Origin of the sequence: Embleya hyalina, assembly GCF_003967355.1 — a bacterium.
GTDB lineage: Bacteria > Actinomycetota > Actinomycetes > Streptomycetales > Streptomycetaceae > Embleya > Embleya hyalina.
Genome location: NZ_BIFH01000026.1, coordinates 36062 through 49669, shown reverse-complemented (window position 1 = coordinate 49669; position 13608 = coordinate 36062). Strand labels below are relative to the sequence as shown.

Sequence of the window (13608 nt, the reverse complement as noted above, 5' to 3'; positions counted from 1 at the left end):
GCCCGGGCGGGCCGGCTCCGACGGGGCCGAGGGCGGCCCGTCGGGTGGGCCCGGGGTCGGTCAGGCCGTGCCCGGGGCCGCCGGGATCCGGCTCGTCATGCGCTCCATCCCGCTGATCCAGTTGTCGCGCAGCGCCGCCGTGGCCGCCGGGACGTCGCCGGCGCGCAGGTGCTCGGCGATCCGGCAGTGCTCCTCGGCCTCGCGCTCCAGGAGGGTGTCCTCGCCGGCGATCAGGTGGGTGTAGCGGCGCATGCCCGCCTTCACGCTGGTCACCAGATCGAGCAGTCGTTCGTTCGGGCACCGGCCGAGCAGCAGGTCGTGCCACTCGTCGTCGTGCCACTCGATCTCCGACTGCTCCGCCACCGGATCCGGGAAGCCCCGGGCCAGACGCAGCAACTCCGGTGCCATCTCCCGGAGTTCATCCGGGTCGGAGAGCTCGAGCGCGAGTGACTCCAGGCCCGCGACGATCTCGCACAGCTCGCGGAACTCCTTGCTGCTGACCGGCGCGAACCGGAAGCCGCGCCCCTGATTGCTCTCCAGGACACCTTCGCCGGCGAGGGTGATCAGGGCTTCGCGCAGGGGAGTGCGACTCACGCCCAACTCGGCGGCGAGCACCACCTCGTTGATGTCCTTGCCCGCCGCGAAGTCGCCCCTGTCGAGGCGCAGAAGCAACTCCTCGCGGATCTGCTCCCGCAGAGGTCGCCGCTGGATACCCATGTGTCGGTTACTCCTCGTGTCGATGGTCGCCGATATCTGGTGCTTGACATGTCACACCGTAGCCACCTTGAATTATGAATACAGAATACATGAACGGAGATCAACGTGCGGTTGACGCGAGTGCCGGGATTGCTGTTCGGAGGTGACTACAACCCCGAGCAGTGGCCGGAGGAGGTCTGGGCCGAGGACGCCAAGCTGATGGTCGAGGCCGGCGTGAACATGGCGACCGTCGCGGTCTTCTCCTGGTCACGTCTGGAAACCCGGGCCGGGGAGTACGACTTCGGCTGGTTGGACCGGGTCCTCGACCTGCTGCACGAGCACGGCATCGCCGTCGACCTGGCCACCGCGACGGCCACCCCGCCGCCCTGGCTGGTGCGCGAGCACCCCGAGGTGATGCCGGTCGACGCGCACGGCACCCGGCTCGAATTCGGTTCGCGACAGGGCTACTGTCCCAGCTCGCCGATCTTCCGCGCGGCCGTCGTGCGGCTCACCCGGGCGATGGCGGAGCGTTACGGACGGCACCCCGCACTGGCGATGTGGCACATCGGCAACGAGTACGCCGACCACACGCTGGAGTGCTTCTGCGACGAGTCGGCCCGGCACTTCCGCCGGTGGCTGACCGACCGGTACGCCGACATCGACGGCCTCAACGCCGCCTGGGGCACCTCGTGCTGGGGCCAGCACTACACCGACTTCGGCCAGATCAACCCGCCGCGCGTGGCGCCGGGGCCGATCAACCCGGCCCAGGTGCTCGACTGGCGGCGGTTCTGCTCCGACGCCCTCCTGGAGTGCTTCGAGGCGGAGAAGGCCGTGCTGCGCGAGGTCACCCCCGAGATCCCGGTGACCACCAACTTCATGAGCATCCTGCACGGCCTGGACTACTGGAAGTGGGCCGCCGCCGAGGACTTCGTCAGCGACGACGCCTACCCCGACCCCGCCGACCCGACCTCGCACACGGGCATCGCGCTCAGCTACGACCTGATGCGCTCGCTCAAGCGGCGCCCGTGGCTGCTGCTCGAACAGGCGCCGAGCGCGGTCAGCTGGCGCGAGGTCAACGTGCCCAAGCCGCCCGGCAAGATGCGCCTGGACAGCCTCCAGGCGCTGGCCCACGGCGCCGACGGCGTGATGTTCTTCCAATGGCGCCAGGCCCACTACGGTCCCGAGAAGTTCCACTCCGCACTCCTGCCGCACGGCGGTGTCCGCACCCGAGGATGGCAGGACACGCTGCGCCTGGGCAGCGATCTGGGCAAGCTCGCCGAGATCGCCGGCACCCACGGCCGCGCCGACGTCGCACTGGTCCTGGACTGGGACTCGTGGTGGGGCCTGGAGGCCCCCGAGTCGATGCCGACCAAGCGCCTGGCGCTGCTGCGGCTGATGCGCACCTGGTACGAACCGCTGCACGCGCTCGGCATCACCGTCGACCTGACCCCGCCCGACCGCGACCTGTCCGACTACCGCCTGGTGATCGCGCCCAACCTGTACCTGTGCACCGAGGAGAGCGCGGCCAACCTGCGCGCCTACCCCGGCGAACTGGTCGTCGGCCCGTTCAGCGGCGTGGTCGACGCGGCCGACCGGATCCACCCCGGCGGCGCCCCCGGCCCGCTGCGCGACTTGCTCGGACTGAGCGTCGACGAGTTCTGGCCGCTGGCCGACGGTGTCGAGCAGGGCGTGCGCCACGCCGACGGCACCTCGGGCACCGCGACCCGCTGGGCCGAGTGGATCCGTACCGAGGGCGCCGTCGCCGTCGCCGAATACGCCGACGGCGACCTGGCCGGACAACCCGCGATCACCCGCCTGGGCCGCGTCACCTACGTCGGCTGCGCCCTGGAGGACGTCACCCCCGTACTCACCGACGCGCTGGCCCGCGCCGGCGTACGCCCGGTCGCCGACCTGCCGCCCGGCGTCGAGGCCGGGCTGCGTAGCGGCCCCGACGCCGACTACCTGTTCCTGCTCAACCACGGCACGACCACCGCGGCATTGACCCTGCGCGCCCCCGGCACGGACCTGCTGACCGGACGCGACCTGCACGGCTCGATCGAGATCGGGCCCAGGGACGCCGTGGTGCTGCGCACCGCTCACGAGGGAGAGAAGTGACCCACCCCTATATTCCCAATGCCGAGCCGGCCGTACGGGCCGAGATGCTGGCCGCCATCGGGGTCGAGTCCGTCGAGGACTTCTACGCCGACATCCCCGCCGCGTTGCGCCTGAACCGCCCGCTCGACCTGCCCGCGCCGATCACCTCGGAACACGAACTGGTCCGGCACATGGGCGCGTTGCTGGGACGCAACACCGACACCACCGAGGCGCTGAGCTTCCTGGGCGGCGGCTGCTACCCGCACCACGTGCCCGCCGTGTGCGACGAGGTCAACTCGCGCGGCGAATTCCTCACCGCCTACGCGGGCGAGCCGTACGAGGACCACGGCCGCTTCCAGGCGATCTTCGAGTACGTCAGCATGATGGCCGAACTCCTGGAAATGGACGTCGTCAACGTCCCCACCTACGACGGCTTCCAGGCGTCGGGCACCGCACTGCGCATGGCCGCCCGCTACACCGGTCGCCGCACCGTCCTGGTCACCGCCGCGATCGGCGCGGACAAGTTGAGCAAGCTGCACGACTTTCTCGCGCCCGACATCGAGATCACCATGATCCCGGTCACCGAGACCGGCGAGGCCGCCGCGTTCACCGTCGACGACACCGTCGCCGCGGTCTACCTGGAATACCCCAACGCGTACGGCGTGGTCGAGACCCGGATGGCCGAGATCGCCGAACTCGCGCACGCCCGGGGTGCGTTGCTCGTGGTGAGCGCCGACCCGATCGCGCTCGGCGTGCTCGCCCCGCCCGCCACGCTCGGCGCGGACATCGTCTGCGGCGACATCCAGTCGCTCGGCATGCACCAGAGCTACGGCGGCGGCCACGCCGGCTACATCGCCACCCGGGACGAACCGCGCCTGGTCGCCGAGTTCCCCTCCCGCCTGTTCGGCATCGCGCCCACCGCGGTACCCGGCGAATACGGCTTCGGCGACGTCTTCTACGACCGCACCTCCTTCGCGCTGCGCGAGGAGGGCAAGGAATGGGTCGGCACCGCCGCCTCCCTGTGGGGCATCACCGCCGGCGTCTACCTGGCCCTGATGGGCCCGGAGGGCATGCGCGAACTGGGCGAGACCGTCCTGGCCCGGACCCGCTACGCGATGGACGAACTCGGCGCCGTACCCGGCGTGCGGGTGCTGCACCCCGAGGGTGTGCACTTCCGCGAGTTCGCCGTCGAGGTGGGCGACGCCGACGCGCTGCTCACCGCGCTGCGCGCGCACGACATCTTCGCCGGTGTGCGCCTGGACGCCGGCACGCTGCTGGTCTGCGTGACCGAGCGGCACTCCAAGGACGACATCGACACGCTGGTGCGAGCGGTACGAGAGGTGCGGGGCTGATGAGTGCGACCGTGGAGTCCTTCGCGAAGTTGCCGATCGAGGCCAAGCCGCCGCTGCGCCGGTTCCACCAGGCGCGCTGGGACGAGCCGATCATCTTCGAGCTGTCCAGCCCCGGCCGGCGCGGCATCGGGGTGCCCGAGGCGGGCGTGCCCGCCGTCGAGCTGCCGGCCGCGGTGCGCCGCCAGGCACCGCCCGCGCTGCCGGAGATGTCCCAGCTGCACGTGCTGCGCCACTACGTACGGCTGTCCCAGGAGACGCTGGGCGTCGACGTCAACATCGCCGTCGGCCAGGGCACCTGCACGATGAAGTACAGCCCCAAGGTCAACGACCGCTTCGTCAGCGACACGCGGATCGCCGAACTGCACCCGGCCCAGCCCGAGGACAGCGTGCAGGGCGTGCTGGAGATCTACTGGCGCATGGAGCGCATGCTCGCGGAGATCTCCGGTCTGCACCGGGTCAGCCTCCAGCCCAACTCCGGTTCGGCGGCCATCTACACCAACATCGCGATGATCCGCGCCTACCACGCCTCCCGGGGCGAGGGCGAGCAGCGCGACCAGGTGATCACCACGATGTTCTCGCACCCCTCGAACGCGGCCTGCGCCAAGCTCGCCGGGTACGAGGTGATCACCCTGATGCCGGACGCCGAGGGCCACCCGGACATCGAGGCACTGCGCGCGGCGGTCGGCCCGCGCACCGCGGCGCTGATGATCACCAACCCGGAGGACACCGGGATCTACAACCCGCGGATCGCCGAGTTCGTCGAACTCGTGCACGGCGTGGGCGGGTTGGCCTGCTACGACCAGGCCAACGCGAACGGCATCCTGGGCATCACCCGGGCCGCCGAGGCCGGGTTCGACCTGTGCCACTTCAACCTGCACAAGACCTTCTCCACCCCGCACATGTGCGGCGGGCCGGCCGCGGGCGCCAGCGGTGTGGCGGAGAAGCTGGTGCCGTTCCTGCCCGGTCCCACCGTCGAGTTCGACGGCGAGCGCTACTTCCTCGACGCCGACCGGCCGCAGTCGATCGGCAAGGTCCGGCCGTACCTGGGGGTGACCCAGAACGTGGTGCGCGCCTACGCGTGGATCATGGCGCTGGGTGCCGAGGGCCTGCGGCAGGTCGCCGAGACGGCGGTGCTGAACAACAACTACCTCCAGCACAAGATCCTGCAGATCCGCGGCGCGTCCGCGCCGTGGGGCAGGCGCCGGCTCGAGCAGGTGCGCTACTCGTGGGAGGAGCTGTACGAGGAGACCGGCGTGCACTCGGAGGACATCGGCGTGCGCGCGGCCGACTTCGGCGTGCACTACTGGACCAGCCACCACCCGTACCTGGTGCCCGAGCCGTTCACCCTGGAGCCCACCGAGTCGTACTCCAAGGAGGACCTGGACGAGTACGCCGCGATCCTCGCGCACGTCGCCGAGGAGGCGCGTACCGACCCGGAGTTCGTCAAGGGCGCGCCGTACAACTCGACCGTGCACAAGATCGACCCGACCTGCCTGGACGACCCGGAGCAGTGGGCGCCGACCTGGCGGGCGTACGTCCGTAAGCACCTGTCGTGAGAATCGGCCTGATCGTGAACCCGGTCGCCGGCCTCGGCGGCGCGGCCGGGCTCAAGGGCAGCGACGGCACCGAGGTACAGCGCGAGGCGCTGGCCCGCGGCGCCACCGCCCGGGCGGGCGAGCGCGCGGCGGCCGCGGTGCGCGCGCTGCTCGCCGCCCGCCCGGACGCCACGGTGGTCACCGTGCCGGGCGCGATGGGGGAGGCCGCCGCGCGGGCGGGCGGCGCCGAGCCCGAACTCGCCGCCCTCGCCCCGGGCGAGCCGTCCTCGGCCGGCGACACCCGGGCCGCGGTCCGCGCGCTCGCGGCGGTGGACGTGCTGCTGTTCGCGGGCGGCGACGGCACCGCCCGGGACGTGCTCGACGCCGGGCCGGGCGTGCCCGTGCTCGGCATCCCGGCCGGGGTCAAGGTCTACTCCGGCTGCTTCGCGGTCGGTCCGGCGGCGGCGGGCCTGGCCGCCGCCGAGTTCGCCGGGTCGACCACCGAGGCCGAGGTGGTGGACCTGGACGAGCAGGCCTACCGCGAGGGCCGGGTCAGCCCCCGGCTCTACGGCACACTCACCGTGCCGGCCGCCCGGGTGCGGCTCTCCGGCCGCAAGACCGGATCCACCACCGCGGCGCCGACCACGGTCGAGGGCATCGCCCGCGAGGTGGTCGCCCGGATGCGCCCCGGCGTGCGCTACATCCTGGGCCCCGGCAGCACCACACGCGCGGTGGGCCGGGCCCTGGGCAGCGAGGGCACCCTGCTCGGGGTGGACGTGGTCGCCGACGGCGTGCCGATCGGGATCGACGTGAGCGAGCGGGCCCTGCTCGACCTGGTGGACGGGCACGAGGTGGCCGCGGTGGTGTCGGTGATCGGCGGCCAGGGCTTCGTACTCGGCCGGGGCAACCAGCAGATCAGCCCCCGGGTGCTGGCCCGGGTGCACGAACTGACCGTGCTCGCGACCCGGGAGAAGCTCGCCGCGCTCGGCGGCCGGCCGCTCCTGGCCGACACCGGGGACCCGGCCACCGACGCCCGACTCGGGGGCTATGTCCGGGTGGTCACGGGCTATCGCGAGAGTGTCCCCTATCGAATTGTTCCTGCTAGTGAGGAGAGCGTCGGATGAACGGGATGACTGGATCCCTGCACGGCAAGGTCGCCATCGTCACCGGCGGCGGCTCGGGCATCGGCCGCGCCACCGCGCTGATGTTCGGCGCGGAGGGCGCCGACGTGGTGATCGCCGACATCGACGCCGCGGCCGCGACCCGCGTCGCCGAGGAGATCTCGGCGCAGGGCGGCCGGGCGGTGGCGGTCGAGGCCGACGTCTCCGCCGAGGCGGACTGCGTGGGTGTGGTCGCCGCCGCGGTGGAGACCTTCGGCGGGCTGCACGTGCTGTTCAACAACGCGGGCATCATCCGGCGCGCCGACGCGATCGGCACCTCCGTCGACGAGTGGGACCGCGTGATGGCGGTCAACGTGCGGTCGGTGTTCCTGATGTGCAAGCACGCCGTGCCCGCGATGACCGACGGCGGCTCCATCGTCAACACCGGCTCCGGCTGGGGGCTCAAGGGCGGCGGCAACGCGATCTCCTACTGCGCGTCCAAGGCCGCGGTGGTCAACATGACCCGGGCCCTGGCGATCGACCACGCCGCGGCGGGCATCCGGGTCAACTCGGTCAACCCCGGGGACACCGACACCCCGATGCTCCGCGAGGAGGCCCGGCAACTGTCCGAGGACTGGGCGGCGTTCGAGGCCGACGCGGCCGACCGCCCGATGGGTCGCGCCGGCCGGCCGGACGAGATCGCCCGCGCGGTCCTGTTCCTCGCCTCCGACGCGGCGAGCTACATCACCGGTACCGCCCTGGTCGTGGACGGCGGCGGCCTCGCCTAGTCCGGGCCCCGCCGCCGAGTGCGGCGGGCCCCTTCCCCGCACGTGCACGTCCCGCACTCATCCCCCCGGAGGTACATCGTGTCAATCTCCCGCACCGCGAAGACCGTGGCCGTGCTGGCCGCCGGCGCCGCGCTCGTCGCCACCAGCGGTTGTGGCGGCAGCAGCGGTTCCGGTTCCGGCTCCAAGACCACCGTCACCTGGTCGACCTGGGGCAACCCGGAAGAGCTCGCCCGCTTCAAGGCCTTCGAGAAGGACTTCGGCAAGCGGCACCCCGACATCAACCTGAAGCTCCAGGCGGTGCCGTCCTACAGCGACTACCACGCCAAGCTGCTCACCCAGCTCTCCTCCAAGACCGCGCCCGACGTCTTCTACATAGGCGACGACTTCGCCGGGAAATTCGTCTCCGCCGGGGTGCTCGCCCCGCTCAACGACAAGATGGCCGCCCCCGACAGCAAGGCCAAGCCCGAGGACTTCTTCGACGGCCTGTACGGCGGCGCCAAGAAGGACGGGCAGATCTACGGCATCCCGAACGATGCCAACCCCGAGGTGCTCTGGTACGACAAGCAGACGCTCAAGGACGCCGGGATCACCGACGACCCGGCCGCGCTGAACGCCCAGGGCAAGTGGACGATGGCCACGTTCCTGGAGATGAACCGCAAGCTCAAGGCCGCCGACAAGGCCGGCTCGGTCTTCTACAACTGGTACGGCTCGACCTACAGCATGATCAACGGCTTCGGCGGCAAGGTGTACGACGGCGGCAAGTTCGTCGGCAACACCGACCCCAAGTCGCGTGAGGCATTGAAGACGCTGGCCGACGGCTACCAGGACAAGACGTTCCTGGTCGCCGACCTCCTGCCCGAGGGCAACGGCTCCGACGTGCAGTTCATCAAGCACAAGGTGGGCTTCGCCGCGGGCGGCCGGTGGATGATCGACACGGTCAAGAAGGGGCAGCAGGACAACTACGACATCGTGCCCTTCCCGTCGCAGACCGGCGTGCTGATGCCGCAGACGGTGGGCACGTCCTTCCTCGCGATGAACAAGGACACCAAGAAGGCGCAGGCCGCCTGGACGTTCATGTCCGAGTTCGTCTCCAAGGACGGCCAGCTGCTGCGCCTGAAGGGCGGCGGCAACGCGGTGCCCTCGGTCAAGGGCGCGGACAGCGTGGTGATGGAGGGCTACCCCGCGCACGCGCAGACCTTCATCGACACCCGCGACGGCGGCTTCGCCAACTACCCGGAGGAGGCCGGCGTGCCCGCGCTGACCGCCGACATCAACGAGCACCTGCTGAAGTTGTGGACCGGCAAGATCGGCTTCGACCAGGCGATGAACGAACTCGGCTCGCTCGTCTCCGCCAAACTGCACTGACCGGGGGCCGCCGTGACCACGTCCACGCTCAGCCGCACCACCGACACACGGCGCCCGACCACCGAGGAAACCTCCGAGCGCCGCCGGTCCCTTCGGGGCCGGCGGCGCCGGGAACGGTGGTGGGCAGCCCTCTTCCTCGGGCCGCAACTGGCCTTCCTGCTGCTGTTCACCCTGATCCCGCTCGGCTTCGCGGTCGTGCTGGCGTTCATGAAGTGGGACGGCCTGGGCGAGAAGTCCTGGGTCGGCTTCGACAACTTCCAGACCCAGCTGTCCGACCCCACCTTCCGCGACGCGGTCCTGAACACGCTGACCCTGGGCCTGATCACGGTGCCCGTCGGCCTGGCCCTGGCGCTGTTGATCGCCATGGCGCTGAACAACGTGCGCGGCAAGACCTTCTACCGGGTGGTCTACTTCCTGCCCGTGGTCACCAGTTCGGTGGCGGTCGCGGTGATCTGGCAGATGCTCCTCGCCAGCGGCGACCTGGGCATGCTCAACAACACCGTGCACGACTGGTTCGGCATCACCCTGCCCGACTGGCTCAACGACCCCGACTGGGTGATGGTCGCGATCGCGGCGGTGACCATCTGGTCCTCGCTCGGGCTGAACGTGGTGATCTTCCTGGCCGGCCTCCAGTCCATCCCGGCACACCTGACCGAGGTGGCCCGGATCGACGGCGCGGGCCCGCTGCGCATCTTCCGACACGTGACGCTGCCGCTGCTCTCGCCGACCATCTTCTTCTCCTTCGTGGTCGCGGTGATCAGCTCGTTCCAGGCGTTCGACCAGATCTACGTGCTCGTCGACCCCGACCACAACGAGGGCGCGCGCACGATCGTGTACCAGGTCTACGACCTGGGCTTCAAGAAGTTCGAGTTCGGCGCCAGCAGCGCCGCCGCCCTGCTCCTGACGCTGATGACGATCGTGGTGACCCTCGTCCAGTTCCGCGCGCAGAAGCGCTTCGTCCACTACGAGTCGTAGGAGAGGAGGGTCGTGATGGTCACGGCCATCCGCCGTCGTATCGGCACCGTCGCATTGCACACCCTGCTCGTCGTGGGCGGGCTGCTGATGGTGTTCCCGTTCATCTGGATGTTGCTCACCGCGTTCAAGGGCGAGGGGCAGATGATCCAGGATCCGCTGTCCTGGATCCCGGATCCCTGGCGGGCGAGCAACTTCCCCGACGCCCTGGACGCGATGCCGTTCGGGCGCGCCTATTGGAACAGCTTCTACATCGCCGCGATCACCGTCGTGGTCACGCTGCTCACCGCCTCGATGGCCGCCTACGCGTTCAGCCGGATCGACTTCCCGTTCTCGCGTTCGCTGTTCGTGGTCTTCCTGCTCACCCAGATGGTGCCCACCCAGGTCACCCTGGTGCCGCTGTACGTGATGTTGTCGCACTTCGGCTGGATCGACACCCACCTGGCGCTGATCCTGCCCGCCATCGCCAACCCGTTCGCGGTGTTCATGATGCGCCAGTTCGTCCGCGCGGTGCCGATCGAACTGGAGGAGGCCGCCCGGCTCGACGGCGCCAACCGGTGGACGATCTTCACCCGGATCGTGCTGCCCAACATCAAGCCGGGCATGGCGGCCCTGGGCATCATCGTCTTCCTGGGCAGCTGGAACAGCTTCATCTACCCGCTGATCTTCCTGAACTCCGAGGACAAATTCACCGTTCCGATGTTGCTCGCCTCGTTCAAGGGCCAGCACGGCGGACTGGACTACGGCATGCTGCTCGCCGCGTCGACGATCTCCGTGGTGCCGATGCTGATCGCGTTCGTGATCGGTCAGCGGAAGATCATCAACAGCATGGCGGCATCCGGCATGGGAGGACGCTGACATGCCCACGCCCCTACTCGACCTGGTGGCGCTGGACCTGCGCGAACGCCCGTTCACCGACCGGGGATCGCGACTGCTCGTGCTCGCCGCGGACGACGGCGACCTGTGGATCGCCCGGTCCGAGTACGAGACGCGGCCGGCCGACACGAGCGTGCTCACCGCGCTGCGGATCCGCGCGGCCGACGGCGCGGCGCTGCCGATCCGGGCCGCGCGCCCGGACCGGATCGCCTTCGCGGGCGGGGTGCACCTGGCCTTCGCCGACGCGGACACCCTCGTGCTCACCGGCACCGGCGCCCGGGCCGAATGGCTCGACGCGGACGGCATCGCGCACGGCGCCGCGATCGACGGCCGACTGGTGCTGGTCGGCAAGGACGCGCCCGACGCGCCGACCGTCCCGGGCGCGGCCCGCGCCCGCTGGACGACCTGGTTCGAGCGCATGCCCGCCGTGCGCGCCGACCTGCGCGAGCGGGCCGCGCTCGCCTGGTGGACACTCGGGATCAACCTGCTGCCGATCCGATACGCGGGCGGTCGCGAGGGCCTGGTCCCGTCCCGCTTCGGCTACGTCGGGGTGTGGAACTGGGACGCGTACTTCCACGCCATCGCGCTGCGCCACGGCGATGCCGAACTGGCCCGGGACCAGATCCGGATCCTGCTCGCCCACCAGCGCCCCGACGGGCTGATCCCCGACGTCGTGCACGACGAGGGGGTGCTGGCCGAGACCACCGACCTGCCCCGCTCCGACCGGGCCCGACTGGCCGAGCACGTCGGCAGCGCCCTGGGGGAGGAGGAGGCCGCCGCCGCGTCGACCGGCGAGGTGGTCCCGGTGACCAAGCCGCCGCTGACCGCGTGGGCGGTGTGGAAGATCCACCGGGCCGCCCCCGACCTCGACTTCCTGGCCGAGGTCTACGAGCCGATCGTGCGCTCGCAGCAGTGGTGGCTCACCCACTCCGACCCCGACGGGGACGGCCTGGCCGAATACCTGCACCCGTACTCCAGCGGCCTGGACGACAGCCCCGTCTGGGACTACGGCCCGCGCGCCGAACCGCCGGACCTGAACTCCTACCTGGCGCTCCAGTTCGACGTCCTCGGCGACATCGCCGACGCGCTCGGCCGGGTGGAGGAGGCCGCCGGCTGGCGCGAACGCGCGGCCGCGCACACCGAGTTGCTGATCGCCCGCCGCTGGGACGGCGAGCGCTTCGGCACCGTCTCGGCGGGCCGCGCGGTGGCCACCCGCACCCCGCTGGAACTGCTGCCGCTGCTCACCGGCCGACTGCCGCGCGCCATCGCCGACCGCCTGGTCGCCGACCTGCGCTCGGCGAGCTTCTGGGGCGAACGCCCGGTGCCCACCGTCGCGTTCGACGACCCGGACTTCGACCCCGACGCGATGTGGCGCGGGCCGGTCTGGCTCAACGTCAACTACCTGCTGATCGAGGGCCTGCGCCGATCCGGATACCCGGACGTGGCCGACGAGTTGACCGAGCGCACGGTGCGGATGGTGGCCGAGGGCGGCGGCCTGTACGAGTACTGGAACCCGCTCACCGGCGCCCGAGCCGGCCGCGCCACCTCCGGCTTCGGCTGGTCCAGCGCCCTGTTCGTGGACCTGGCCCGCACCTGAGCCCGAACGGCTTCCCGCGCGGGCGCACGCGGGAAGCCGTCGACGGGCGGGGACCGGTCGCTCGGACGTCGTGGATCCGGACGTGTGCGCTACCGGGCGCCGAGCACGTCGGACAGGTCGTAGCGGGTCGGCTCGGCGAGTTGTTCGTACGTGCACTCGGCCGGGTCCTTGTCGGTACGCCACCGGCGAAAGCGTGTGGTGTGCCGGAAGCGGTCGCCCTGGACGTGGTCGTAGGCCACCTCGCAGACCGGCTCCGGCCGCAGCGGCACCCAGTCCGAGAGCCGGCCGCCCGACCAGCGGGTGACCGCGCCCGGCAACCGGTCGGCCTCGTGCGCCTCGGCCTCGGCCCAGTGCGCCCACGGGTGCCCGGTCGGGTCGGTCATCCGGTACGGCGCCAACTCCTCGACCAGCTCGGCCCGTCGGGCCGCGGTGAACGCCGCGCTCACCCCCACGTGCTGGAGCCGGCCCCGGTCGTCGTACAGCCCGAGCAACAGCGAGCCGACCACCGGACCCGACTTGTGCTCGCGGTATCCGGCCACCACGCAGTCCGCGGTGCGCTCGTGCTTGATCTTGACCATCGCCCGCTCGTCCGGCAGGTACGGGCCCGCCGGGTCCTTGGCCACGATCCCGTCCAGTCCCGCGCCCTCGAAGCGGTCGAACCAGTCCCGGGCCACCGCCGGGTCGGTGGTGGCCGGCGCGACGTGGATCGGCGGCACCGCGTCGGCCAGCGCCGCCTCCAACGCGGCCCGCCGCTCGGTCAGCGGGCGGGCCAGATACGACTCGTCGCCGAGCGCCAGCAGGTCGAACGCCACGAAGGAGGCGGGCGTGGTCTCGGCCAGATGCCGAACCCGCGAGGCGGCCGGGTGGATCCGGTCCTGGAGCCGATCGAAGTCGAGCCGGCCGTCCAGCGCGATGACCAACTCCCCGTCCAGCACGCAGCGCGGCGGAAGCAGCCGCAGCGCCGCCTCGACCACGTCGGGGAAGTAGCGGTCCAGCGGCTTGGTGTTGCGGCTGCCGATCAGCACCTCGTCGCCGTCCCGGAAGACGATCGCCCGAAACCCGTCCCATTTGGCCTCGTAGTGCAGACCGGGGGGAATCCGCGCGGCGGCCTTGGCGAGCATCGGCTTGACCGGGGGCATCACGGGAAGGCGCATGCGGCCCAGTGTGCGCGGGGCCCGGAGCGGTCGCCTCCGCAGCGGCCGACGGGGGCCGGGAGTCACCGAGAGGAGCGCC

The 13608-nt window shown here is 71.1% G+C and carries 11 protein-coding genes; 9 read left to right on the top strand and 2 right to left on the bottom strand.

What is annotated here, in order from left to right:
- Window positions 1–60: 60 nt before the first annotated feature.
- Window positions 61–717, bottom strand: coding sequence for a GntR family transcriptional regulator (locus EMA17_RS27885; RefSeq protein ID WP_126639895.1), 657 nt, complete (start codon window positions 715–717; stop codon window positions 61–63).
- 105 nt (window positions 718–822) lie between these two features.
- Between EMA17_RS27885 and EMA17_RS27880 the strand changes: the two genes are divergently transcribed.
- The 9 genes from EMA17_RS27880 (at window position 823) to EMA17_RS27840 (ending at window position 12375) form a co-directional block, all read left to right on the top strand.
- On the top strand, window positions 823–2811 hold the full coding sequence (locus EMA17_RS27880; protein ID WP_170222253.1) for a beta-galactosidase: 1989 nt from the start codon (window positions 823–825) through the stop codon (window positions 2809–2811).
- The gene (gcvPA, locus tag EMA17_RS27875; RefSeq protein ID WP_126639894.1) at window positions 2808–4142 is read left to right on the top strand and encodes an aminomethyl-transferring glycine dehydrogenase subunit GcvPA; all 1335 of its coding nucleotides are present in this window, start codon (window positions 2808–2810) and stop codon (window positions 4140–4142) included. The genes EMA17_RS27880 and gcvPA overlap by 4 nt, the downstream gene beginning before the upstream one ends.
- On the top strand, window positions 4142–5698 hold the full coding sequence (gene gcvPB, locus EMA17_RS27870) for an aminomethyl-transferring glycine dehydrogenase subunit GcvPB (RefSeq protein ID WP_126639893.1): 1557 nt from the start codon (window positions 4142–4144) through the stop codon (window positions 5696–5698). The genes gcvPA and gcvPB overlap by 1 nt, the downstream gene beginning before the upstream one ends.
- A complete protein-coding gene (locus EMA17_RS27865) occupies window positions 5695–6801 on the top strand; it encodes an ATP-NAD kinase family protein (protein WP_126639892.1) in 1107 nt (368 codons plus the stop codon). The genes gcvPB and EMA17_RS27865 overlap by 4 nt, the downstream gene beginning before the upstream one ends.
- Window positions 6798–7565 (top strand): SDR family NAD(P)-dependent oxidoreductase, encoded by a 768-nt coding sequence (locus EMA17_RS27860; protein ID WP_126639891.1) that lies wholly within the window; start codon window positions 6798–6800, stop codon window positions 7563–7565. Before EMA17_RS27865 ends, EMA17_RS27860 begins: the two co-directional genes overlap by 4 nt.
- Window positions 7566–7643: 78 nt before the next feature.
- Window positions 7644–8930 carry an ABC transporter substrate-binding protein gene (locus EMA17_RS27855; protein ID WP_246126940.1) on the top strand — a complete coding sequence of 429 codons (1287 nt, stop codon included), beginning with the start codon at window positions 7644–7646 and terminating at the stop codon, window positions 8928–8930.
- 12 nt (window positions 8931–8942) lie between these two features.
- Window positions 8943–9905: a carbohydrate ABC transporter permease gene (locus tag EMA17_RS27850; protein WP_078973998.1), complete on the top strand. Its 963-nt coding sequence runs from the start codon at window positions 8943–8945 to the stop codon at window positions 9903–9905.
- Between the two features lie 15 nt (window positions 9906–9920).
- Window positions 9921–10760, top strand: a complete 840-nt coding sequence (locus tag EMA17_RS27845; protein WP_126639890.1) for a carbohydrate ABC transporter permease — start codon at window positions 9921–9923, stop codon at window positions 10758–10760.
- 1 nt (window position 10761) lies between these two features.
- Window positions 10762–12375, top strand: coding sequence for an amylo-alpha-1,6-glucosidase (locus EMA17_RS27840; RefSeq protein ID WP_126639889.1), 1614 nt, complete (start codon window positions 10762–10764; stop codon window positions 12373–12375).
- Between the two features lie 89 nt (window positions 12376–12464).
- On the opposite strand, the gene EMA17_RS27835 is transcribed toward EMA17_RS27840, so the two are convergent.
- On the bottom strand, window positions 12465–13529 hold the full coding sequence (locus tag EMA17_RS27835) for an ATP-dependent DNA ligase (protein ID WP_126639888.1): 1065 nt from the start codon (window positions 13527–13529) through the stop codon (window positions 12465–12467).
- Between the last annotated feature and the right edge of the window lie 79 nt (window positions 13530–13608).

Bases quoted from the DNA above. Each gene is read 5' to 3' on its own strand.
- gcvPB (WP_126639893.1), top strand. From the start codon at position 4,142: ATGAGTGCGACCGTGGAGTCCTTCGCGAAGTTGCCGATCGAGGCCAAG.
- EMA17_RS27845 (WP_126639890.1), top strand. From the start codon at position 9,921: ATGGTCACGGCCATCCGCCGTCGTATCGGCACCGTCGCATTGCACACC.
- EMA17_RS27860 (WP_126639891.1), top strand. From the start codon at position 6,798: ATGAACGGGATGACTGGATCCCTGCACGGCAAGGTCGCCATCGTCACC.
- EMA17_RS27835 (WP_126639888.1), bottom strand. From the start codon at position 13,529: ATGCGCCTTCCCGTGATGCCCCCGGTCAAGCCGATGCTCGCCAAGGCC.
- EMA17_RS27885 (WP_126639895.1), bottom strand. From the start codon at position 717: ATGGGTATCCAGCGGCGACCTCTGCGGGAGCAGATCCGCGAGGAGTTG.
- EMA17_RS27840 (WP_126639889.1), top strand. From the start codon at position 10,762: ATGCCCACGCCCCTACTCGACCTGGTGGCGCTGGACCTGCGCGAACGC.